This is a genomic window from Flavobacterium xizangense, from assembly GCF_054075145.1.
The window spans coordinates 1-21,789 of sequence record NZ_JBSIPG010000018.1 but is presented as its reverse complement, the minus strand read 5'-3'; the positions used below and the strand labels follow the sequence as shown (position 1 = coordinate 21,789).

Below are 21,789 nucleotides of genomic sequence, written 5' to 3'. Positions count from 1 at the left end.
TGTTTTTGTCTCCCGCCTCTCTGTAGAAAATTTCAACTCCGTTGATTTTTCTTGTGTGATAAGTCGTTTTCATAATAGTTTAGTTAGTTTTTTTTAATTGGTTCAAGCTTAGGGAAATCAATATCGGTTTTGGCCGCATTATTAAAATAATTTGTAAATATGCTAAGGGAGACAGCCGCAATCATTTCAGCAATTTGCTCTTCTCCAAAACCTGCCTTTTTAAATTTCTCGATTTCGTAATCCGATACATTTCCTTTGGTATCCAGTATTGCTTTTGCGAATTCCAACGCCGCCTGTGTTTTATCATCTGAAGAAGCACCTGATCTTGCCTGGGCCAAAACCTCGGCGTTCAAGCCAATTTTTCCTCCTATGAAACTGTGCGCTGAATTACAGTAATCACATCCATTTTCGTTTGCCACCATAAGTGACACCAATTCTCTTAATTTTGGATCCAGCGTTGCACTGTTAAGAGCCGCGCTGAAGCCTAGATAGCCATTAAGTACCGCCGGTGCATTTCCCATGGTTCTCATCATATTGGGAACCATTCCCATTTTGCCTTTTACGGCATTAAATAGTTCTTTTGATTTTCCTTCTGTATTATCTGGGTTTAAAGCTGTTAATCGTGCCATAATCTTATTATTTTAATTAATATGTTTATTTGTTAGTCATTATTGACAGTACAAAGGTGCAACACTTAACAAGGGCGTAGTTAGTCACATTTTCCCGATGAGTTAACACTTTTTCCCAAACTCCTATAATAATTATATTATGGCTGACCAACGGGAATTTAAATGAGGCATAAAATGTCATTAAAGCAAATTGCCTCACTTTTAATCTGAAATAGAAAGCATAAAAAAATGCCCCTAAAGGGCATTCAATTATTGATATTACTCATAATTAATTCAATCTAACTCTTTCCCTATACTGGTTTGGGGAAATGCCTTCTCTGTTTTTGAAGAATCTGCTAAAAGTCTGAATATCTTCATAGCCCAGATCATATGCAATTTCCTTAATGGATAAATTAGTGTAATTGATCTGTCTGCGTGCATGCAGCATTATCCTGTCATGTATGATACTTATAGGGGGTCTATTGGAAACCAGTGCAAAAAGATTAGAAAGCGTTTTGGGCGACTTATTTAACTTGGAAGCATAAAAGGCAACATCATGATGTTTGGAAAAATGACCTTCTACCAAAAAATTAAATTCCCTGATTATATCCACTTCGCTTTTCTCTAAACGTTCAAAATTACTCGATTTTTTCAGGCTTCTGGCACAAAAAATAAGTATCTGCTTTAAAATGGACTGTAGCATATCTTTTTGCAGGCTGTCATTGGAATTCATTTCTGTAGAAAAATTTTCCCAGTAATTTTCTAAACTTTTCAATTCATCATCGATTATCTTGACAATCGGTACCCCTGTCGCTCCAAAAAACAAAAGTCCTTTGCTTCCGACTTCGTTATCCTGATTGATTGGACAAAAAAAAGACTGGTTCCAACGAATGAATCGAACCGAATCCAGATTTAAGCTGTCGATTCTATGGAATTCAGTCAAAAAGATTACCTCATCCTTACTTAGATTATATTCTACCTTATCAATCATGATTTTCATCTGCTCACCTTTATTCCATAGGAGCGTCATATCAGTGGTATTGGAATTGAAGATAACCTCTTTGTTCAAATTATTTAATTCCTTTAAGGTCAGAAACTCTTTACTGTCGCCTTTGTAAATCATAGATATCCGTATTAAATTTTTATAGTGAAATACATTACTTTTAATTCTTTAGTAAGATATTAAATAAATTTGTAACTACGAATTGCCAGATAAAAAAATAAAAACCAAGGCTCTGTTTTCTTTATAATTCAACTGTACCACCAATGTTTGGTAAATAAAGGTTCAGCTGTGCATCGTTAAATTCCCTATATGCTTTCTGATGATCCATAACAATAAAACCAAAAGTATCGTAATGAACCCCCAATATCTTGTCTACACCTACCAGTTTAGAGGCTTCAACAGCTTCTTCAATTCCCATAGTAAGTCCATCACCTATAGGAAATACTGCAAAATCAAGTTTGGTAAATTTAGGTATCAGCCCCATATCCACAGTAAGGGCCGTATCACCGCTGTAATAAAAATTCCCGTCTGGGGTAGTTAAAACAAAACCACATGCAATACCACCGTAACTTCCATCACTAAAACTGCTTGAATGCTGGGCTGTAACACATTTAAGAATGCCAAAATCCAAATCAACTTTTCCGCCCGGATTTATTGGATAAGAATTTTCAATTCCATTTTTTAAAAGCCAGTTATAAATCTCAAAATTACCCAGAACCTTCGCCCCTGTATTTTTTGCTATTCTTACTGCATCAGTAATGTGATCATAATGTGCATGGGACAGCAGGATATAATCCGCATTGATCTGATCTACATCGATATCTTTTGCCAGTTCATTTGGAGTTATGAAAGGATCAAAAAGAATATTTTTCCCAGCTGCATTCACTGAGAAACAGGAATGTCCATAATACGTTACCTTCATGATATTAGAATTAATAATTAATAATTTAAACAGCAGGTCTTGACTTTTTATATGGGGCATTAACTCTATAAATTTAAATATAAACACCTGAAAACCAATAAAATTACACTCATTGTACTCATATAATATTTAAGTTGTATTGCATTTATTTTGGATCCATCATATATTGAAAATGTTCAGCCATACACACCATGAAAAGTATAGCTGAAAAAAATCAAGAAACAAGAAAATCAATAAACGAAGAAATGTCAAAAATGAAAAAGTCAATATTGTAAAAAATGAAAAGGAAAAATCTTTAAGCATGTCCTATAGTTCATCTGGAAAAACATATCTTATTTCAAAAGGTCCTATTTAAAGTTAAAGTATCAGTATGGGTTATTTTTCGAACATATCCTCTAAAATACATCATCCTTTAAATTAGTCTTTCATTTTTATATTACAAAGATCCAACACCTAAGATGGCAGTAGTTAGTCACATTTTCTTTATTAGTTGGCAATTTTTCCCTAATTTATCATGAATTGCCAATAGTGTACAGAGGCATCAACACTTAAGTACATATCTATTACTTTTTTTAGACGTACTTCAATCTAAAAACAAAAGCCTTGATATAAAATCAAGGCTTCATCTTAAACTTGCAAATCAAACAAGTTCATTAATTTACAATAAAAAAGCAAGTTGTCCCAAATGATAACACTGATGATTGACTACACTCAATAACATATTGATTCTTTGTGTAGCCAGATCACTATCAATAATCCACTGTTTCTCATACATGGCATTGAAATTCAGCTTTAATACCTCATTGAGAGAAAACCAATGCGATTTTACCTCATCAACTGGTGGAAAATTTTGAGAGCATTTATCGGGAGTGCATAAAAATATTTTTTCATACTCTGGATACATCTTTTCTCCAAAACCAAACAAAGGCATTAACAGATCATTACTGGCAATTAAATGTCCTAATAAATAAAGTCCGCTGTTCCTTCCAGGAGCTACGTCCTTTTTTAGATCCTCTTCTGTGAGCTTGTTGATAAGGTCACTAATTTTTCTATTTTGTAAAAGCCACGCCAGAAAAATGAAATGCCCTTCTGTCTTTGCTTCACTTCCCCCTGCTCCTGCTATTTTCATTGTTGATCCTTACTTTAATTACTTAGAGTCTTTATCGCTAAAATAAACTCCATTCAAGAAGCTTTCCAGTGTGGTAGGTTTTCTTCCTAAAAGCGTTTCTAATGTATTAGAACCGTCTCCCTGCATATCTCCCATTTTCATAGCGTGAACCCATTGAGCAAAAAATTCAGCCTGTGGCTGTGGTACACCTGTCTTGGTTATTTTATCAATAAAATCCTGGGCAGAAGCATCTACATAACGTATCTCTGTTCCTGAACCTTCAGATAATATTTTTGCAACATCACTGAACGAATAAGACTTATTCCCATTGAGTGCATAAGTTTTGTTCTCATGACCGTTTTGCGCTAAAACATTCGCTGTAGCCTCAGCCAGCTCAGATCTTAAAGCAAAAGCAACTGACCCGTCTCCACCTGGAACAAAAAGTTCTTGCGACGTCATTACATCGGTAAAATAATAAGGAAGATAATCAGAATAGAATGTATTACGCAGTATGGTATAGGTAAGACCTGAATTCTTAATGTAATTCTCGGTAACTTTCATGCTTAAAGTTACCCATGGAATACTGTACTGGGCAGTTTCTGTTCTATAAATACTGGTAAAGACAATGTGCTTCACTCCTGCTTCTTTTGCCGCATCGATAACATTGATGTGCTGAGCAGTAAGATCCGTAAAGGCATGAGCCGAAACCAACAGTACTTTTTCAGCGCCTTTAAATGCTTTTAGCAGCGAATCATAATCCTGGTAATTTCCTTCTCTGATCTCTATTCCTAAATCATTTAACCCTTTGTCCTTATTTACATCACGGACCATTCCAACAATTTGATCTGCGGGCATTTGTTTTAATAAAAATTCAATCACCCCTTTTCCTATAAACCCTGAAGCTCCAGTTACTACTATCATATTTTATCTTTTTTATATTAATGAATTTAATACTGCAAAATTACTTTGAAAAAGAGGATCTATTAATTGACATAAAATAAGAAAGCACTTGATATATATCAAGTGCCTGCAGGTTTAAATGAATTAATAAGCTATTTTTTTAAACTTAGTTTTCTTATGCGGCTGAGCGTTTCAGGGGTTATACCTAAATAAGAAGCCACCATGTGTTGTGGAACTCTTGCGGCAATCTGTGACTGTTTCTCCATAAAACAGGCATATTTATCTTCTGCATTCAGACTGATACTGATACTGATTCTTTCCTGGCTGGCAACAAAACTTCTCTCGATTATTAGATTTACCAAATCCTGAAATTGTGGGATCTTTTTCATCAGCATTGCAAAATCATCTTTGCTGATCAGCAGTAATTCACTATCTTCGATTGCATCAATATTATATCGTGAGGGTGTACCGTTGAGCAGGCTTTCCCTGTCACCAGTCCAATAATTCTCAATTGCAAAATTTAGGATATGCTCGTGTAGTTTATCGTTTACTATGTAAGTCCTTAAACATCCTTTTGTAATAAAGGCATTATAACGCCATACATCGCCTTCCTGCAAAAGATACTGGTTCTTTCTTAGTCTGCGCTCCACGCATACCGCCCGGATCATTTCTAACTCTGCATCACTCAGCTGTATCTGATTTTGTAAATATTTGGCAAAAAACTCAAACATATTAAATGGGTATAAAATTTAAAAATTTCATCAGAAACCAGTTCTAATTTCGGAATTCAAAGATAGCACAATTGCAATAAATAATTATTGGTCGACGATACCTCTAAAGTAAATACGATCGTCAAAAACATCTTTTTGATTAATATTTAAAATTGAAACCTACAAAAACAATATTCCCTTCATCAGAGTTGAAATAAGCTGCCTGCAGACTCAGAGAACTAAGTCCTCCAAGCCAGATGCCTCCACCCTGTGAAGTATGCCACTTCCTTGAAGGATCATCCTGGATCCAGACACGTCCAACATCAAATCCTCCATATATTCCAAAATCCAGAGGGATAAGCCCAGTTCTAAAAGTGGCCAGCTTCAATTTAAGGTTGGAGCTGTCATACAAACTATTTTTACCGCTGAAACGCTCATTGCGATAACCGCGCAGTCCATTATTCCCTCCCAGAAAAGAAGAATGATAGAAATAATAATTATCCCCAAAAATAACCCGCCCTTCAGCAACGGTCTGAAATACCAGATTGCCTGAATTGGCAAGCTTATTCTCGAGTCCTACTTTTCCAACAAAATAACCAAAATTGTTATCGCTGTTATCCGTATTGATCTTCCATCCTGCCTTGGCTGAAGCATATAATCCCTTTGTAGAAAAATCTTCTGCATCCCTAGTGATATATATAATAGATGCCTCGGTACCAACATAGTTTTGTCGCTCAAATACAACCGGATCTACATTGGCCGGCGTAAAAAAACGATCGTTCATTTCCTGAATTTCATAACTCTCAAATAAAGCCTTAATTTTAAATCTATGATATTCAAGTCCTGCATTAAAAGTTGTCTGTCTGGTTCTGGCCCGATTATAATCTTTTCCCAGCGTCCTGTCATCATTTACGGTTTCGTTTCCATAGCCAAAAAAGTTATTGGAAAACTTAGCTCCTGAAAAATAAGCTTCTACCAGCAAATTGATATGTGGAAAAACATTAAAAAAACTTCCATTATATCCTGCTTCAGCCGACTGATAAGTAAAATAATAATTGGCAAAAATCTCATGTACCTGCTTATGCGGATTTCCGTTGAAGGCATTATAAGTGTAAGTGTCTTTTGCTCCCAATACAAAACCGTCATCGGTAGCATAACCCAACACAGGCACTAAAATGTTATTGCTGGGAATAAAATACCTGAAATGCAGATTATTGGTTTCGTAAAGCGATGAAAATTGTTTTTTTGAGGACTGCTTGGCATCAACGATATTCTTTTCATAATCATAGTCATAAATGCGGGTTTTATCATTATTCTCCAAAGTGTAATGATCGGTTCCATAACCGCCGATTATACGCACGAGTATTTCCTTATCCCCTTCGCCTTTTACTGTAAAATCATCATCACCGTTGAGCCCATAAATCCAAATCTCGCAAGTTGTATCTGAATTTATCACAGCGGAATAATAAGGCATACTAGCGTTCTTTTCAGAAAATATTTCTATTGCTGTATTTCCCTTAGGCTGTCTGGTAATCTGGAAAATATCTTTTTCATCAGTGCCGTGGATAACTACTTTTTCATTAAGAAACTCTGCATATCGAACCGCTATATCGTTCAAATTTTTCAGTCTGTTTCTTAACTTGGTTTTAATATCTTCCAAAGCCTCGTCCTGCATTTCTTTTGGGAGATTCAAAAATGCCTTGTCAATCACAGTGTCCGTCAGCCCTTTTTGAATTGATACTGCTTCTTCACTCCAAATGGATGCATCAGATTGGGAAACAAAAATCTTATCCAGGTTATAAGCCTCAGAATTAAACCACTTTACATTATTTACATCGTCATCATAACTTTGCCAAAACCGGGTTTCCGGTACTCTATTTTTGACAACTGCCAAAGCAGCTCCATCAAATTTTGAAAAAGCGGCATCGCGGTCCCTTGGCACTGGTGAGAAAATCCCCGACTTATTTCCTGTTTCCCTAAGCGCCCATCTCCACTGGCCATCATGACGATCCCAGTCACCAATAAGCATATCAAAAATTCTTGAACGGATGTATTGACGTCTATCAATACTGTATTTATCAGTAAGACGAAGTTTTTCAAGAACATCTTCTGTATTGATAAAATCAACGATTTTACCCGCATTGCCTATGGAAGTATGCTGATATCCTTTAAAATCTCTCTGATCTTTTGAAGGCCTTTCTTCAATATAATACAATCCATTACCGTATTTATCATTTAAATCCCCAAATCCGGATTGTTTAGGGAAATAATATAATTTCGTGTTGGAATGATTTATTAAAGCTGCCTCGGCCAGATCATTTAAAGCAAGCTGTGCATAAGGGTGAGCGGTAGTGAAAAAGTCGGAGACCAGTTCCTCTGTCGCTGTGTCATCATAAGAATCGGGATTAAAAGCAATACCTTTTAACTTAAATCTCAAAAATTTGAGGGCATCTTTACGCAGTGATCGCATTACATATTGCTTTCCATTTTTATCCTGTAGTCGCAATGATTGGGACTGATGTCCACCTCCTTCTTTTAGTATCGTTAGTCCGCCATATAAAGTATCAAGCAAAGCGGTTTTTACAGTCACTTCCCTTGAATAATAATCACGATAATGCTGACCCCAGAATAACTTGTAAAACCACGATTTAGATGTTTCTTCCTGAGTTAAAATCTGCGTTTTTGTTGTATTTGAAAAATCCGCAAACACCTCATTTCCATGCTCCTTTTCTATATTTGGAAGTGCCTTACTTAATGCATGACGGTATAATAATCTGTCATTTTCAAAAGAATGAAACTCCACATCTGATGAACCATCGTCATAAAAATTAAGTTTGGCATACCCCTTCTCACTGGAGGTGTAAATACCCTGATAGCTCAACTTTCCTCCAAGAGCAGTGATAAGTTCTTTGGAGAGTTTTGTAGCTTCACTTTTTGAAAATGAACCGCTGATAACTTGATGAATTCCATTGCCCTGAAGATATTGCAGACTATTCTCATGCCCTGAAACAATGACCAAGTTATCAGATAATTTGGCCAGGGCAGCCACAAAACCGGCCAGCTCCCTGTATCTGCTGTATGCAATATCCTGAGGATCGCTTCCTCCTAGTTTTCTGACTGCTTTATCGCCAAAACCCACTATTGGCAAAGGATGCAAATAGTCGTTAAAGCTATATTTACCGCCATGCTTTCCATTGGTAAAAATGGGATGATGCATCACTAAGACAACATTTTTAAATGCTGCATCTCGAATCATACTTTCAAGCTCTTCCAAAAACCGTCTTCTGGTCTTTATATCCGGTGAATTTTCATTTATGTATTTTACATCGTTCCAGTTTGAAATATACCACTGTGAATCTATAAAGATAATATCGAGATTGTCATTTACTGCCACCCTTGCCAGCGGATTTCCCTTTTTAGGCAGATAGCTGTTTGAAGTGCCCATTGCATCCATTAAAAAATCCTGGGCAGCTTTGCTTTTGCGGTTGTCTTTGTACTTCCATTCTGAATCCCCGGGAACAAAATAGGTTTTCCCCTTATAGTCCCTGAGTAATTCAGTTTGTTCTTTGAGCTGCTTCAAGTCAGAAAGACTGTCTTTTATTTCAGATGAGATATTATCTCCGAGGAACAAAAACGTTGAAGTTTCTGGCGATTTCTTCAATACTTCTTTGAACTGCTGCAAATAAGTACGATCAGGGATTGCCTTTCCATAACCTCCAGCCAGATAGATACTATTGGTTATCCTTTTATCTTTTGGTTGTTCCATTACGTCAATGGACTGCTCTTTCAAAGTTGCACACCCGTAGAAAAGCAATAAAAATAATAATGCTGAAATTGTTGCTTTTTTCATAATGATTCGTATTGATAAATAATAAACAATCCAAGGTTCCCCCCTTTTTCGTCCCCTGTCAATTTACCTATATCAGTATAAAAAGGGATCGTCTTGTCTTATTTTCCAGGTTCTTTGTTTTATGGCCTTTCCCATTGACATTCTCTGCCAGTAAAACTTCTCCTGATTCAAAAATCCTCTTGTCTCCCAGTGATGTTTCCACTTCTATACCTCCGTCCAAAAGAACAATGTACTGTCGTGTCGGCGGATTATGGAAATCATTGTCATAAGTACTTTCAACTTCTCTGAATATTAAAGCGCTTACTTTTTCTCCCTCCGATAAAGAACCTATTTTTCCGGCATCCTTCAAAGGAATATAGAAATCTTCAAAATAACTGTCTCCATTTTCATCACTCAATATTTTGGTTATTTTAAACATGAGTAGTGGTTATAAATTAAAAATAAGTTCGTTGGCCAGCATTATCTCTTCCTCCGTAATAATATGTCCCATATTGGCGTAGATTTTCTTGTTTACTTTAGCCCCTTTTTCTATTAGAATTTCCGCCGTCTGATTAACCCTCTGCACCGGAACATGGATATCGGGATCGCTGGTTGCCAAAAAAATGGGGGTATTTTCAAAATGACCCTGATATCTTTCAGGATAAATCCTGTCACCAATGAGTCCGCCTGTTAAAATTACCGCTCCTCCATATCTGGAAGCATTGCGGGTTATAAACTCAACAGCAAGACATGCACCTTGTGAAAATCCAAGAAAATAAATTTGCTCCCTGGATATGCCTGCCTCTAAAATCTTTTTTATGGTAAGTGATATCAAATCAATCGCGGATTCAAGCCATGGTTCATTGAGCTCGGGTGTGGCCAAAAACGACAAGGGATACCAGCTCCTGTTTGTTGCCTGGGGTGCATAAAGGGAAAAATTCTTTATAGACAGTTCCGAAGCAATCCCAAGTATATCTTTTGCTGTGCTTCCTCTGCCATGGATTAAAATCAAAGCTTTGGTATCGCTGGCCCTCACTATCTGTTCTATATGGTGTTTATGCATGACCTTCTTTTTGAGAGTTAATTTGTTTTTATCCAGATGGGACTGTAGCGTTCAGGATCCTTTTCAAACATAGCGCGAACAAAAGGGCAGAAAGGTCTTACCATCAGACCTTCTTTTGCAACATAATCGAGCATATTGTCAAAGAGTTGTTGACCAAATCCTTTTCCTTTTGCCTCGGGTTTTACCTCAGTATGGTATATCGAAAGGGTCCTATCTTTTAGGCTTACTGCCATTTCTCCAAATCTTTGCTCGTTTTCTGATATGTAAAAGGCCCCGTGTTTTTTTTGATCGAGTTCTAATGCTATTGTTGTCATTTTTTGATGAATTAAATTTTTACCCTATTTCATGATTATCATCCGAGATCACCTTTTTAATCCGCCTTTTTTCCAACCTGTCAAAGTAATATAATGTTAAGACGAGTCCTGGTAAAATGGCCGCTCCCAGACTCAGGTATTTGCCCGCGATAGCCCCCATTAAGCATCCTGTCAAAAATCCCATGACGGTAATAAGCTGTTCTAAAAATTTAGTACTCAACATCCGATTTTTAAAAATGCATTTCAAAATATGTCCCAATTCAAGTGATAGCTGTGTTACATTCCCTGTCATCATAGTAGTCGGTCCCAAAGTCTCGCTGCTGTATATTTTGCCAAATGCATTTTGAAATCCCATTGCCACGACAAAAAACATAACCAGTATGAATGTGGTTTGCTCAGAGATAATACCCCCTAGTTTAAGTATATAAGAAACAATGCCCGTCATGGTTAATACAACTCCTTCCCAATACAATAGTTCATATTTTGAACTATTTGATTTTTTCACTATCCATCCTGCAATCAAAATGGATATAATAAAAACAGGAAATGTAAGGAGCCTGAACATTGCATTTGGATCGTTCCCATTAATGATTTGATAAGCAAAAACGATAAAGTTGCCCGTAACATGAGCTGAGAAAATATTATCAGCAGCAACAAAAGTGACCGTGTCACAATAACCGGCAGTTGCCGCAAGTAAAACTGTTAAGTATCCTATATTTTTTTTCATCTATCAGATCATTTTAACATATTTTACTTCATATGGGAACGCAGCATCCAGGCCATTTTTTCATGCGTTTCCAAAAGCCCTGTTATATAATCACTGGTTCCCAAATCACTCCAGACTGCAGCAAAATTTTTGATGTTTTCACGAAGCAGAATAAGAATGCTCTCATGGTCTGCCAGTAATTCTCGGATATATCCTAAACTGTCATTTTTTTCCCTGGACTGTTCAGAGAGCTGGGTAAGTGCGAGATATTCTTTCAAGGAACCCGGTGCATAATGTCCAAGTGTTCTTATTCGTTCTGCCACACTATCAACAATTTCATCCAGCTCCTGGTATTGCTGTTCAAAAAACACATGCATACTGTGAAAATTTATGCCTTCAACATTCCAATGCGCTTTTTTTGTTTTAGTGTAAAGCACAAACTCATCGGCTAGAATTTTACACATAGCGTGTGCAACACCTGCCAGATCTTCCTCCTTAATTCCAATTTTAGGATCCATAATTTCTTTTTTTAGAAGTTAAATACAGACGATATTTAAAGAAGCCGTATAAAGTCATTGGACAATTAAACTCCGGACTACCCAAGTTATGCACTTCCTTATCGTTTCATTTACAAAACTAGTAAATCACGCAGGCTCCATGTTTGGCAAATTTTCCCGATCTATTAACTATTTTTCTTTTATAGTTGATCTTCAGCATGAAATTATGCAGTTCGGCATACGTATAAAATCAGGATACGTTTTTGCAATAGATAAAACCATTAGGGCAGGCAAAAATCAAATCATATAGAAAGAGGCGATTAGGGTTTGTTTGTCTGAGGATAACATTTTTATTACCAACGTATTTTTCGAGTGTTGGAATAAAACCCGCCATAAATAGTCCTGACCTTGGCAAAAAAGGTTTACAAACTTATAAGGCATCTGATTTTAAACCCTAAGGATCGGGAAAAATAGTTAATAGATAAGGAAAAAGTGACTAACCGGGATAGGGATATCTATCGCAACTTTGTCAAGGATAATAATTGAGAAGGCAATATCACTCGAGTAGATTAATTTCTCAAAATATCGATATATAAGGGTGTAGCTGCACTAAATAAATATTTTGTAAACCTTAAAACATCACAAAATGGCAACAACAAATATCAAAAAGGTAACTCAAATGGGATTAATTTCTATTGCGCTTTCATTAGCGGCCTGTAACAATAAGGATAAAGATACAATAACCAATACGGATACAAATAAAGATATGAAAACAACTGAAACTACTATCACGGATTATAATACTGACCCAAACCTGGATATCGAGGTCAGAAAATTTCTAAAAGTATTAAACAGTGGTGGTACTCCTCTGGAGAAACTGCCTCCCAAAGAAGCCAAAGATGTGCTGGCAAATGCGCAGGCGAGTGTCAAAGTAGACCTTTCAGGAATTGAAGTCTCAGAAAAAACAATTACCAATGACGGCCTTACTGTATCATTGAATATTGTTAGACCAAAAGGTGTAAAAGAAAAATTGCCTGTATTTATATTTATACATGGTGGAGGATGGATTCTTGGAGATTTCCCTACCCATGAGAGATTGGTTAGGGACCTGGTGGTACACTCCGGATTCGCTGCCGTTTTTGTGAATTATACAAGAACTCCCGAAGCGCAGTATCCTGTCGCAATAAATGAAATTTTTGCCGCTACAAAATGGGTAGCTGCACATGGTGATGAGATCAATGTTGATGGAACTAATATGGCTATAGTCGGAAATAGTGTTGGAGGCAATATGACAGCCGTGACTGCATTAAAGGCAAAAGAAAATAACGGGCCTAAAATTAAAGGTCTCGTGATGATGTGGCCTATAGTGGATTCCAAATTCGATACTGAATCATATAAAAAATATGGACAGGACCGTTTCCTTACCGTTCCGATTATGAAATGGATGTATGACTATTATATTCCTGACCCTGCAAAAAGAAATGTGATTTATGCATCGCCTCTTCAGGCAAGCCTTGAGCAATTAAAAGGTCTTCCGCCTACTTTAATCCAAGTTGCCGAGAATGATATCCTGCGAGATGAAGGAGAAGCTTTTGGACGCAAATTAAGTGAAGCAGGCGTGAAAGTCACAACTGTGCGATATGATGGAATGATACATGATTTTGGACTCTTAAATGGCCTTGCAACACTTCCTGCTGTAAATGCCTTGACTGTTCAGGGCGGTGCCCAACTAAAGGAATTTTTAAAAAAATAAATAAGAATTACGCGGCAGAATCACACATTAGACAAACTTAGATCCTGCAGTAAGCGAAAATCGTTTAGAGATTCGAAAAGGAAAAACACTGACGATGGCATCTGCCGCTAAATAATATCTAACTTAAAATCTAATTATTATGGAATCTAATTTTAATGTAAGCCGTCGAAGATTTCTTGGAGCTACCAGTATTTTGGCTGTTGGGCTTGTACTGGCCCCACAGATGGTGTTATCACAAAAAGAAAATCTGCTTTTTAAAGCCTATCAGGAAAGTCCTGTATTAACTATTATGAGAGCCGCCGCCACAGCGGAAATAGTTCCGACTAAGCTCAGAGGAAACATCACCGTTCTGGAAGGATCAGGTGGAAACATATCAATATTGAATGGTCCTGATGGATTGCTGATGGTCGATGCCGGTATTGGAGTTTCTAAACCAAATGTTTCGGCAGCTATTAAAAATATAAGCAGTAAACCACTGAAATTCCTAATCAACACACACTGGCATTTTGACCATGCTGATGGGAACTTATGGATCAAGCAGGAGGGGGCTACCATAATTGCTCAGGAAAACACGCGTAAACATCTTGCAGTGGAAACCAGAGTTGATGACTGGGATTATACATTTCCCCCAGCACCTGCAGAAGCCTTGCCTTCAAAAACTTTTAAGGATACAAATGTAATGAATTTTAACGGTGAAAAAATCCTAATGAAGCGTTACGATCCAGCGCACACCGACAGTGATATTTCTGTTTACTTTCCAAAGGCGGATATACTTGTTGTGGCCGATACATGGTGGAATGGCTATTATCCATTTATAGATTACAACACCGGTGGAAGTATCACGGGAATGATCAAAGCGGCAAAAGAAAATGTTGCCAGAGTTACTGATAAAACTATTATAGTTCCTGGCCACGGTCCTGTGGGCAATAAAAAGGAATTGGCGGAATTTAGAGATATGCTTATCGACATACATAAAAAAGTAGCTGCTCTTAAAAAACAGGGCAAAACATTAGAGCAGGTAGTTGCAACAAAACCGACAGCTGCTTATGACGCCAAATGGGGAGGTTTCGTAATAAAAGGGGATGTATTCACCTATTTGGTTTACAAAGGAATAGCATAATAAAGTTAAACTAATAGTAAAAGTTCTTTTTGAGGTTAATAGGGGTTAATTATAATTTTAGAGTTGTTATTATTAGTGTCCTTTGCATGTGATTTTAATAAATCAATGCAAAGGATTTTTTTCAATAACTGTCAACTTATTTCGTTATTGGGAACATAATTTGAATTCATCTTTTTTTAAGTAACGCAATACTTAATCCTCTTTGTTGGTATAACTATCTGCACTAACACTAGTTGAAAAAAAAAAAAAAAAAAACGTAAACAAACACTTTAAAAAGCATAAGCTTACGACTTAAATATCTGATATTTAATCTTATTTTAAATAATAAAAAATTTACTGCATTACCACTGTTTTTATATGATTGCGTCTAGATCCAGTATACCTAAAATATGTAAAGTAACCAGTGCCCCAACAATTATCATGACTCTTTTCACAACTATCATATTTACTCTTTGTGATAATGCTGCCCCATAATAACCACCAATAGTAGAGCCTGATATCAATGCAATTGCAAACGGCCAGTGAATAAGCCCGCAGTACATATAAATAAAAAGAGCGATTCCATTATTCACTAAAACCATGAGATCTTTCAAAGCAGAAACCTCTTTGTCGTGTTTCAAACCATAGTAACGTATTAGGGCTATAAACATCATTCCTACGCCGGCTCCAAAATAGCTGCCGTAAACTTGTAATAAAAATAAAGGAATCAACTTTCCACGTGAATACTCGAAAGCTCTTTTTTCCTTGCTCTCAAGATAAGATACAATAGGCTTGTTGAAAGTAAACATAATCCACGAGCATAACAAGAGATAAGGCCCTATGTCCTCAAAGGTCTGATGGGAGAAAATAACCAGTAAAAAAGCACCGGAAATACCTCCGGTTAAAGAAATTATCCATAGGAACTTTTTGTTTTGCTTTGTTATTACACTAGTATTGCCTTCACTTTTCATGCTGGTGATGTGCCCCGACCACAGAGTGGCAGTTGTCATAGCGTTTGCACTAACGGGCTGTCTTCCCTGGCTTATTATACTTGGAAAAACAATAAACCATCCCCCTCCCACAGTAGCGTTGAGAGCACCTCCGGCCATACCGGAAATAAATAATAAAATGAAATCAGCATAATCCATTATTGCTTCATTTAAATTCAATTGTGAAACGCAAAAATCGTTTTGTCATCGTTTTTGTTAAAAAACAATTCAGCACCTGATTATCGACCTGGTTATAAAAAAAGCAACTTTGATAAACGATGAAGTTATGATCAGTTTATTTTTGCCAGATGCAGCTCTATCTCCTTGCGGCGGGGCTCATATTGAGAGGGAAGCTTCAGATTTTTTCCGAGTTCTTCAACAGGCTCATCAACGCTAAATCCGGGGTTGTCTGTAGCAATTTCAAAAAGTACTCCACCGGGCTCCCTGAAATATAAGGAATGGAAATATTGACGGTCAATCTGTGGGGTAATATCAAAACCTGCTGAATCGATTTTTTCACGAAAATACTTGGACGACTCATCATTAAGTACTCTGAACGCTACATGATGAACCGTACCGCCGGCAACCAACCCTTTTTTTTCCGCGGGCAACTCTAGAAGATCTACAATAGCTGCAGTATCAACAGTGTCAATTGCATACCTGTAACGATTTACGGACTGCTCAATTAGCTTATAACCAAAAATATCCGTTAGTATGGCCGCTGTAGGTCCAACAGCATTTAAGGTAAGTGTGATATTATGAAAGCCTTTTATCGCAACATCCTTTTTTACTTCACTGGTCTCCCATCCTTTTCTTTTGTCAGCAGTTTTCGATTCTATAAGTTCTATTTTTAATCCATCGGGATCCAGAAAAGTCAGGTATTTTTCTCCAAATCTTTCATCGGTATTATTAAAAATTACATTATACTGCTCAAAACGCCTGCGCCAAAATTTCAGACTCCCTTTGGGCACAGAATAACCAATCTCAGTAGCCATACCTGATCCTCTTCTGCCCTGATGTACATTTCCCCCCCAGGGGAAAAAAGTTAAAATTGTTCCGGCGCTCCCTGTCTGATCCCCAAAATAGAAATGATAGGTATGAGGATCATCAAAATTGACTGTTTTTTTTATAAAACGCAGACCAAGTATATTTGAATAAAAGTTAAAATTGTGTTGCGCATCACCAGCGATTGCCGTTATATGGTGAATGCCTAAAATTGTATTTTCCATGAGAATATCTTTTTAGAATTATATTGACATAAATTCCATGTCTTAAAAATTATAATCAAAAAATGAATTTGCATTAAAATTTAAACTGAGCCGTAATTCCTCCTATAAGGGTATCTTTTCCGGCACCGCTTTCTTTTATGAAACCACCGGAGTCAAACCAAGTGCCTTCAAGTTTTAAGATGAGCAATTGCACAGGGGAATATTTAAATTCACAGGTATATTGGCTTCCAATAAATTGATCCTGTGTATCTTTACCTGTGTATATCAGCTGCACATTAACCGAATAGATACCATCATTTGGACTTAATCTCCAGAAAAGATCATAATCAAATGAGAAACTGAATTTGGGCGTCAGTTCCATATCTATTGAAGGATGCAAATCAAATAAATTTGCAGGCCCTATAAGAGCCGCTAGACCAAAATAAGCTCCCATGGGGAACATGGGGTTAAAAGTCTCTAGCGAGGTATCGCCGTAGTGTCTGTTTCCTGAGATAAGTTCGGTTTTTAAACCAAGGACGGGGCTGAATTTAATATCCTCCAACTCTTTTGACAAGCTGGCAGATATCGTCCATGCTTTTATCTTTGAACTACCAAGCGTCCCGAATTGATATACTCCTTCTATATCGTAGAGAAAATTTCTATCACCATTCCATATACGTGTCCCCAATGAATGGCGCATTTCCTCTCCTGTCGCATCGTCAAAAACAGCTTTCCTGTTCCATATCCCCATATAATAAAGATCCACATTTTGAAAAAAAGGAATATTTTTTACTGTACTATAACTTCCCCAAAATTTTGTGTCCTTGTTAAAATGATCATCAAATATTTCTTGATTATTATGAACGGGATGCGAATAGAACAGGTCCAGAGCCCAATTTTTATCTTTGAATATTAATTTCGCTCCGTCGAAAGCTCTTCTGCTGTTTGGCAATTCGCGCACTGAAACCAGGCGCTGCGATCCATATCTCATTTCCTGTCGGCCCAACCTGAAAATCAAGTGATTATCGGGTGTATTTAAAATTTGGACATCAAAGAATGCCTGATGGACATCAAGAGGATTATTCTCGACAGGATCAGCATCAATACGGCTATTGGCATTACTGGACTGAATCTGAAAGAAAAACCTAAAATACTCTCCTGCATGAAAATCAGCATGCGCCAGAAACCTGCTCAGTGTATAACCGTCCCTATCATTGGGAATATCACCCCAATTCTCATTAGTAACCTTATAATACTGATACCGTATATCTCCACCAAATGAAAAGTAGGTTTGCTTGTTTTTGCTCAATGGCATGAATTTCATTTGCTGATACGCACTCAGGGTACTGTCCTTTTTCAAATCGGAAAAGTCATCTTCATAACGCAATGAATGAATATCATTACTTATCTGGCTCTGCGCCTTAAGGGCTAAAGCAAGGAAACAGATAACAAAATGCAAGAGCCTCATTGTTATCTAATTAAAAACTGATGATCCAAGGAATAACGACCCGCTCCGACCGCCATTATAAAAAGAAAAGCAACACTAAACATAAAAGGGACATCACGCTCTAAAAGCGAATCATTGCCATGTACTACAAAATATCCTGTCAGCGTAACGGCCACAATAGGTATTGTGGCAAGTCTGGTAAACAAACCAAGAATGATAAATAATGGGCATACCAGATTGGCACCCGTGGCAAAAATCTGGTTCAGCATATCAGGCAGTCCCAATGGATTTGGCACCACCTCTGCCTGCGCTATTCCTATACCAATTTTCTTTAATCCATGAACTACAATTAATTCTCCTGAAATTAAAAGTCGGAATAGGAATACAGCCCTGTTATTCCAAACAGAGCCGAGGTCGGATCGCATTGATATCACTATATAGTACCACATGGCTATTTTCTTTGAGATGTTCCATAAAAATTTACCGGACTCCATGCCGGTGAAGCTGCTGGCAATGGAGGTGCCAATCTAGAGAAAATACCACTTCCATAAACCACTTTACCATTAAGAATGGTGAGATCAGAGAAAATATCTTTTATTTTCTCCGGATCAACAGTCAGGTAATCCTCAGAGAGCACTGCCAAATCTGCAAGATATCCTGCCTTGATTGTTCCCCTATCTTTGTCCTGACCAATTAATGAAGCACTTCCCTGAGTATATATTTTTAATGCCTCTATTCTTCCAAGCTGGTTCTCTTTGGCCGCATATTCCATTGCTCCAACAGATTTTCCGGTGACAAGCCAATAAAGGGCAATCCATGGATTATAACTTGCCACCCTGGTACCGTCAGTTCCGCCACCTACCTTAATTCCTAGATCCAGCATCTCTCTGATGGGGGGCGTATTTAATGCCGCCTTTTTTCCATACCTTGAAATAAAGGTCTCTGCCTGAAAAGCCATCCTGTCCTGTATTGAAATTCCGCCACCAAGAGCTTTGATTCGTTTCAAATTCTCACTGGAAACAGTTTCCGCGTGATCAATGATCCACATGGTACCATTTATCGGCACTTCCTTGTTTACCTCTTCAATGACGTTTAAAAAACGGGTGATGCTTTCGTTATAAGTCGCATGCAGCCTAAAAGGCCAATGATGCTCAACCAGCGTCTTTATAACTGCTTTAAGCTGCCCTTCCATCGCCTCAGGCAGCACAGGACGCGGTTTGGTGAAATTTTCAAAATCAGCCGCTGAGGAGACCAAATTCTCCCCACCGCCCTGAACATAGTAAGGGGCGTTGTCTTGATTTTCGATTCCCTGGTCTATATCAACCATACCGATCCAGCGCTGATAGTCCTCAAGTTCCTTTCCCGGCTTTTGTGCAAAGAGATAATAAGGAAGCCTTATATTGAGTTCATCAGCCTTAGAAAGCTTATCTGTAATGGCATAATCATCAGGAAAATTCTGGAAGCCCCCTCCGGCATCCATTACACTTGTAACACCCAAAGAATTAAGCTCGCCAATAAACAGCTTTGTAGAATTTATCTTCTGCTCAGGGGAAAGCTCCGGCAATTTTGAAAGCGTGGCATATAAAATAAGCGCATTAGGCTCTGCCACCAAAAGCCCGGTAGGCTGTCCAAACTGATCCTTTTGGATAAGACCCCCTATAGGATTCGGTGTATCCTCATTAATTCCCAGCACTTTTAAAGCGGCCTTGTTCAGATAGGCCTCCCCGTATAAATGAAGGATAAATGTTGGCGTATCCCCTGTGGCATCATTAATTTCCTTGAGGCTAGGGATATGTTTTTCTGCAAACTGATACTCATTCCAGCCGCCTACTATCCTGACCCATTGCCCCTCTGGTGTACGCTTGGCCTGGTCGCTAAGCATCTGCATAGCAGTGCTGAGCGTTTTTACACCATCCCATCTGAGCTCGGTATTATAAAATCTCCCACCCCTGATAACATGCAGGTGCGAATCATATAAACCAGGTATAACTGTCCTGCCCGCTGCATCAATGACAAGCGTTTCTTTTGCTTTGTTTTTTAAGATCGCCGCCGAGCTTCCTACCGACAGAATCTTATTTCCCTGAATTGCAATCGCCTGTGCTTTGGGATTACTCTCATCCAGGGTAATCACATTTGCATTTTTTATAATTACAGTAGCTTTTTTTTGCGCACCGACAGGCGTGCAGAAAAATGTCGCTGCAATGGCAATGGTTCCAATGATAGATTTCATAATCTTTAACTTTAAGAAAACGTTTTGTATTTGGCTCTTTAGTCTAGTGCTTGATCATATCATGAGCATACTGAATTCCTACACCGTAACCACCAGCATACTTCTTGGCTAAGTTGGTAACAGCCACATAGGTCTCCGTTCTTGCCCAGTCGCGTTGAAGTTCTAATAAATATTGCAGCGAAGTCATTGGAATTGCTCCGGCCTGGATCATTCTGTTAATGGCCATAATATGAGCTTCTTCAGAAACATCTCCACAGGCATCCGTGATAAAATATACGGTATAGCCATCATTGATGGCAGATAATACTGGCCCCACAATACAAACACTAGTCCAAAGCCCGCTGAAGACTACGAATTTTTTACCCTTGCCAACAATTGCTTTATAAACAGCGACATCTTCCCAGCTGTTCATAGAAGTACGTTCCATATAACTGATGGGGGTCTTTGGGTAAAATTCCGAAACTTCCGGGAGTACCGGTCCGCTGAAAGATTTTTCAGCTACAGTAGTAACAATAGTTGGAACATTAAAAATCTTAGATGCCCCGGCTACAAGACCTACATTATTTCTGAGTTGCTCTACCGGAATATTATGAACTGCAAAAACCATCTGCCCTTCAAGATCAATCATTACCAATGTATGATTCATCGGTGTCAATAGCGCTGGGCTGGGTTTTTGCGCCCATGTCAAAAATGGCATGGCTGTCACCAAAATAATAACTAAATATTTTTTCATAATTATATACTTAAAATTAATCTACTTCAGTTAGATCCGGCTTTTGTTTTGAATCACGGCCGGTCTATTTAAATTTTCTGTCCTTTTCTTCAATCTCCAAATCATTTATACTTGCATAACGCTTAGTCATGAGCCCATTATCATCAAATTCCCAATTTTCATTTCCATATGCCCTGTACCATCTACCATCCATACTCTGGAACTCATATTCAAACCGAACGGCTATCCTGTTTTTAAAATGGGCCCAGTACTCTTTTTTGAGCCTATAGTTTTTGTTCCTCTCCCATTTTGCAGTTAGAAAAGCCACAATTGATTCCCTGCCGGTGATAAATTCAGACCGGTTGCGCCATTCACAGTTTTTTGTATAGGCCTCCGACACCCTTTCAGGGTCAGTACTGTTCCAGGCATCTTCCGCCAATTGTATTTTCTGCTTCGCAGTCTCCAGGGTGAAAGGAGGCAATGGATACTTCTTTTCCATAATAGATGATTTAGGAATTAATCCTTTTATCTTTCGCTCAGATATATAATTTGAATACTCTTCACTATACCTGATGCGGATCATTGGGAGGCTTATTCTTTATCGGGCTACTTTCCTGTCAAGAAAATCACTGATCAAGGCCCCAATTTCTTTTCCAAAACTCTCAAGTGCGAAATGACCTGTAGCAAACAA

Annotated in this window: 21 protein-coding genes and 1 pseudogene; 3 read left to right on the top strand and 19 right to left on the bottom strand. The window is 37.8% G+C overall.

The window, feature by feature from the left end:
• Positions 1 to 83 precede the first annotated feature (83 nt).
• From ACWA1B_RS22175 to ACWA1B_RS22120, 12 genes are all read right to left on the bottom strand, one after another.
• The gene (locus ACWA1B_RS22175; protein WP_456910727.1) at positions 84 to 629 is read right to left on the bottom strand and encodes a carboxymuconolactone decarboxylase family protein; all 546 of its coding nucleotides are present in this window, start codon (positions 627 to 629) and stop codon (positions 84 to 86) included.
• A gap of 268 nt (positions 630 to 897) precedes the next feature.
• A complete protein-coding gene (locus ACWA1B_RS22170; protein ID WP_456910725.1) occupies positions 898 to 1,731 on the bottom strand; it encodes a helix-turn-helix transcriptional regulator in 834 nt (277 codons plus the stop codon).
• A gap of 121 nt (positions 1,732 to 1,852) precedes the next feature.
• Complete coding sequence (locus ACWA1B_RS22165; RefSeq protein WP_456910723.1) at positions 1,853 to 2,593, bottom strand: metal-dependent hydrolase; 741 nt, start codon at positions 2,591 to 2,593, stop codon at positions 1,853 to 1,855.
• Positions 2,594 to 3,191: 598 nt separating this feature from the next.
• Positions 3,192 to 3,662, bottom strand: a complete 471-nt coding sequence (locus ACWA1B_RS22160) for a DinB family protein (RefSeq protein WP_456910721.1) — start codon at positions 3,660 to 3,662, stop codon at positions 3,192 to 3,194.
• An 18-nt stretch (positions 3,663 to 3,680) separates the two neighbouring features.
• The gene (locus ACWA1B_RS22155) at positions 3,681 to 4,562 is read right to left on the bottom strand and encodes an SDR family oxidoreductase (protein WP_456910719.1); all 882 of its coding nucleotides are present in this window, start codon (positions 4,560 to 4,562) and stop codon (positions 3,681 to 3,683) included.
• Positions 4,563 to 4,693: 131 nt separating this feature from the next.
• On the bottom strand, positions 4,694 to 5,272 hold the full coding sequence (locus ACWA1B_RS22150) for a Crp/Fnr family transcriptional regulator (RefSeq protein WP_456910717.1): 579 nt from the start codon (positions 5,270 to 5,272) through the stop codon (positions 4,694 to 4,696).
• A 139-nt stretch (positions 5,273 to 5,411) separates the two neighbouring features.
• Positions 5,412 to 9,065, bottom strand: a complete 3,654-nt coding sequence (locus ACWA1B_RS22145; RefSeq protein ID WP_456910715.1) for a bifunctional metallophosphoesterase/BamA family protein — start codon at positions 9,063 to 9,065, stop codon at positions 5,412 to 5,414.
• Between the two features lie 103 nt (positions 9,066 to 9,168).
• Entirely contained in the window at positions 9,169 to 9,519 is a 351-nt protein-coding gene (locus tag ACWA1B_RS22140; protein WP_456910713.1) for a cupin domain-containing protein, read from the bottom strand.
• Positions 9,520 to 9,528: 9 nt separating this feature from the next.
• On the bottom strand, positions 9,529 to 10,143 hold the full coding sequence (locus tag ACWA1B_RS22135; protein WP_456910711.1) for an alpha/beta hydrolase: 615 nt from the start codon (positions 10,141 to 10,143) through the stop codon (positions 9,529 to 9,531).
• A 17-nt stretch (positions 10,144 to 10,160) separates the two neighbouring features.
• Positions 10,161 to 10,457 carry a GNAT family N-acetyltransferase gene (locus tag ACWA1B_RS22130; RefSeq protein WP_456910709.1) on the bottom strand — a complete coding sequence of 99 codons (297 nt, stop codon included), beginning with the start codon at positions 10,455 to 10,457 and terminating at the stop codon, positions 10,161 to 10,163.
• Between the two features lie 19 nt (positions 10,458 to 10,476).
• Positions 10,477 to 11,184, bottom strand: a complete 708-nt coding sequence (locus ACWA1B_RS22125) for a YoaK family protein (RefSeq protein WP_456910707.1) — start codon at positions 11,182 to 11,184, stop codon at positions 10,477 to 10,479.
• Positions 11,185 to 11,207: 23 nt separating this feature from the next.
• Positions 11,208 to 11,681, bottom strand: coding sequence for a Dps family protein (locus ACWA1B_RS22120; RefSeq protein WP_456910705.1), 474 nt, complete (start codon positions 11,679 to 11,681; stop codon positions 11,208 to 11,210).
• 625 nt (positions 11,682 to 12,306) lie between these two features.
• Here ACWA1B_RS22120 and ACWA1B_RS22115 point away from each other — a divergent pair.
• The 3 genes and pseudogenes from ACWA1B_RS22115 to ACWA1B_RS22105 all read left to right on the top strand — a co-directional run bounded on the left by ACWA1B_RS22115 (position 12,307) and on the right by ACWA1B_RS22105 (position 14,533).
• On the top strand, positions 12,307 to 13,413 hold the full coding sequence (locus tag ACWA1B_RS22115) for an alpha/beta hydrolase (RefSeq protein ID WP_456910703.1): 1,107 nt from the start codon (positions 12,307 to 12,309) through the stop codon (positions 13,411 to 13,413).
• Positions 13,414 to 13,552: 139 nt separating this feature from the next.
• A pseudogene (locus tag ACWA1B_RS22110) lies at positions 13,553 to 13,636 on the top strand (twin-arginine translocation signal domain-containing protein); the annotation flags it as partial.
• Complete coding sequence (locus tag ACWA1B_RS22105; protein ID WP_456910729.1) at positions 13,637 to 14,533, top strand: MBL fold metallo-hydrolase; 897 nt, start codon at positions 13,637 to 13,639, stop codon at positions 14,531 to 14,533.
• A 353-nt stretch (positions 14,534 to 14,886) separates the two neighbouring features.
• Here ACWA1B_RS22105 and ACWA1B_RS22100 read toward each other — a convergent pair whose 3' ends face one another.
• The 7 genes from ACWA1B_RS22100 to ACWA1B_RS22070 all read right to left on the bottom strand — a co-directional run bounded on the left by ACWA1B_RS22100 (position 14,887) and on the right by ACWA1B_RS22070 (position 21,597).
• Complete coding sequence (locus tag ACWA1B_RS22100) at positions 14,887 to 15,660, bottom strand: sulfite exporter TauE/SafE family protein (protein ID WP_456910701.1); 774 nt, start codon at positions 15,658 to 15,660, stop codon at positions 14,887 to 14,889.
• A gap of 131 nt (positions 15,661 to 15,791) precedes the next feature.
• Positions 15,792 to 16,730 carry a ring-cleaving dioxygenase gene (locus tag ACWA1B_RS22095; RefSeq protein WP_456910699.1) on the bottom strand — a complete coding sequence of 313 codons (939 nt, stop codon included), beginning with the start codon at positions 16,728 to 16,730 and terminating at the stop codon, positions 15,792 to 15,794.
• Positions 16,731 to 16,803: 73 nt separating this feature from the next.
• Complete coding sequence (locus ACWA1B_RS22090) at positions 16,804 to 18,177, bottom strand: alginate export family protein (protein ID WP_456910697.1); 1,374 nt, start codon at positions 18,175 to 18,177, stop codon at positions 16,804 to 16,806.
• A gap of 2 nt (positions 18,178 to 18,179) precedes the next feature.
• Positions 18,180 to 18,581 (bottom strand): DoxX family protein, encoded by a 402-nt coding sequence (locus ACWA1B_RS22085; RefSeq protein ID WP_456910695.1) that lies wholly within the window; start codon positions 18,579 to 18,581, stop codon positions 18,180 to 18,182.
• A gap of 26 nt (positions 18,582 to 18,607) precedes the next feature.
• Positions 18,608 to 20,386, bottom strand: a complete 1,779-nt coding sequence (locus ACWA1B_RS22080; protein ID WP_456910693.1) for an amidohydrolase — start codon at positions 20,384 to 20,386, stop codon at positions 18,608 to 18,610.
• Between the two features lie 43 nt (positions 20,387 to 20,429).
• The gene (locus ACWA1B_RS22075; protein WP_456910691.1) at positions 20,430 to 21,119 is read right to left on the bottom strand and encodes a hydrolase; all 690 of its coding nucleotides are present in this window, start codon (positions 21,117 to 21,119) and stop codon (positions 20,430 to 20,432) included.
• Positions 21,120 to 21,183: 64 nt separating this feature from the next.
• Positions 21,184 to 21,597, bottom strand: a complete 414-nt coding sequence (locus ACWA1B_RS22070) for a DUF1348 family protein (RefSeq protein WP_456910689.1) — start codon at positions 21,595 to 21,597, stop codon at positions 21,184 to 21,186.
• Positions 21,598 to 21,789 lie beyond the last annotated feature (192 nt).

What these genes read in the sequence shown, in the direction of transcription:
- ACWA1B_RS22175 (WP_456910727.1), bottom strand. Translation starts at nt 629, where the DNA reads ATGGCACGATTAACAGCTTTAAACCCAGATAATACAGAAGGAAAATCA.
- ACWA1B_RS22170 (WP_456910725.1), bottom strand. Translation starts at nt 1,731, where the DNA reads ATGATTTACAAAGGCGACAGTAAAGAGTTTCTGACCTTAAAGGAATTA.
- ACWA1B_RS22165 (WP_456910723.1), bottom strand. Translation starts at nt 2,593, where the DNA reads ATGCCCCATATAAAAAGTCAAGACCTGCTGTTTAAATTATTAATTATT.
- ACWA1B_RS22160 (WP_456910721.1), bottom strand. Translation starts at nt 3,662, where the DNA reads ATGAAAATAGCAGGAGCAGGGGGAAGTGAAGCAAAGACAGAAGGGCAT.
- ACWA1B_RS22155 (WP_456910719.1), bottom strand. Translation starts at nt 4,562, where the DNA reads ATGATAGTAGTAACTGGAGCTTCAGGGTTTATAGGAAAAGGGGTGATT.
- ACWA1B_RS22150 (WP_456910717.1), bottom strand. Translation starts at nt 5,272, where the DNA reads ATGTTTGAGTTTTTTGCCAAATATTTACAAAATCAGATACAGCTGAGT.
- ACWA1B_RS22140 (WP_456910713.1), bottom strand. Translation starts at nt 9,519, where the DNA reads ATGTTTAAAATAACCAAAATATTGAGTGATGAAAATGGAGACAGTTAT.
- ACWA1B_RS22135 (WP_456910711.1), bottom strand. Translation starts at nt 10,143, where the DNA reads ATGCATAAACACCATATAGAACAGATAGTGAGGGCCAGCGATACCAAA.
- ACWA1B_RS22130 (WP_456910709.1), bottom strand. Translation starts at nt 10,457, where the DNA reads ATGACAACAATAGCATTAGAACTCGATCAAAAAAAACACGGGGCCTTT.
- ACWA1B_RS22125 (WP_456910707.1), bottom strand. Translation starts at nt 11,184, where the DNA reads ATGAAAAAAAATATAGGATACTTAACAGTTTTACTTGCGGCAACTGCC.
- ACWA1B_RS22120 (WP_456910705.1), bottom strand. Translation starts at nt 11,681, where the DNA reads ATGGATCCTAAAATTGGAATTAAGGAGGAAGATCTGGCAGGTGTTGCA.
- ACWA1B_RS22115 (WP_456910703.1), top strand. Translation starts at nt 12,307, where the DNA reads ATGGCAACAACAAATATCAAAAAGGTAACTCAAATGGGATTAATTTCT.
- ACWA1B_RS22105 (WP_456910729.1), top strand. Translation starts at nt 13,637, where the DNA reads ATGGTGTTATCACAAAAAGAAAATCTGCTTTTTAAAGCCTATCAGGAA.
- ACWA1B_RS22100 (WP_456910701.1), bottom strand. Translation starts at nt 15,660, where the DNA reads ATGGATTATGCTGATTTCATTTTATTATTTATTTCCGGTATGGCCGGA.
- ACWA1B_RS22095 (WP_456910699.1), bottom strand. Translation starts at nt 16,730, where the DNA reads ATGGAAAATACAATTTTAGGCATTCACCATATAACGGCAATCGCTGGT.
- ACWA1B_RS22090 (WP_456910697.1), bottom strand. Translation starts at nt 18,177, where the DNA reads ATGAGGCTCTTGCATTTTGTTATCTGTTTCCTTGCTTTAGCCCTTAAG.
- ACWA1B_RS22085 (WP_456910695.1), bottom strand. Translation starts at nt 18,581, where the DNA reads ATGCGATCCGACCTCGGCTCTGTTTGGAATAACAGGGCTGTATTCCTA.
- ACWA1B_RS22080 (WP_456910693.1), bottom strand. Translation starts at nt 20,386, where the DNA reads ATGAAATCTATCATTGGAACCATTGCCATTGCAGCGACATTTTTCTGC.
- ACWA1B_RS22075 (WP_456910691.1), bottom strand. Translation starts at nt 21,119, where the DNA reads ATGAAAAAATATTTAGTTATTATTTTGGTGACAGCCATGCCATTTTTG.
- ACWA1B_RS22070 (WP_456910689.1), bottom strand. Translation starts at nt 21,597, where the DNA reads ATGGAAAAGAAGTATCCATTGCCTCCTTTCACCCTGGAGACTGCGAAG.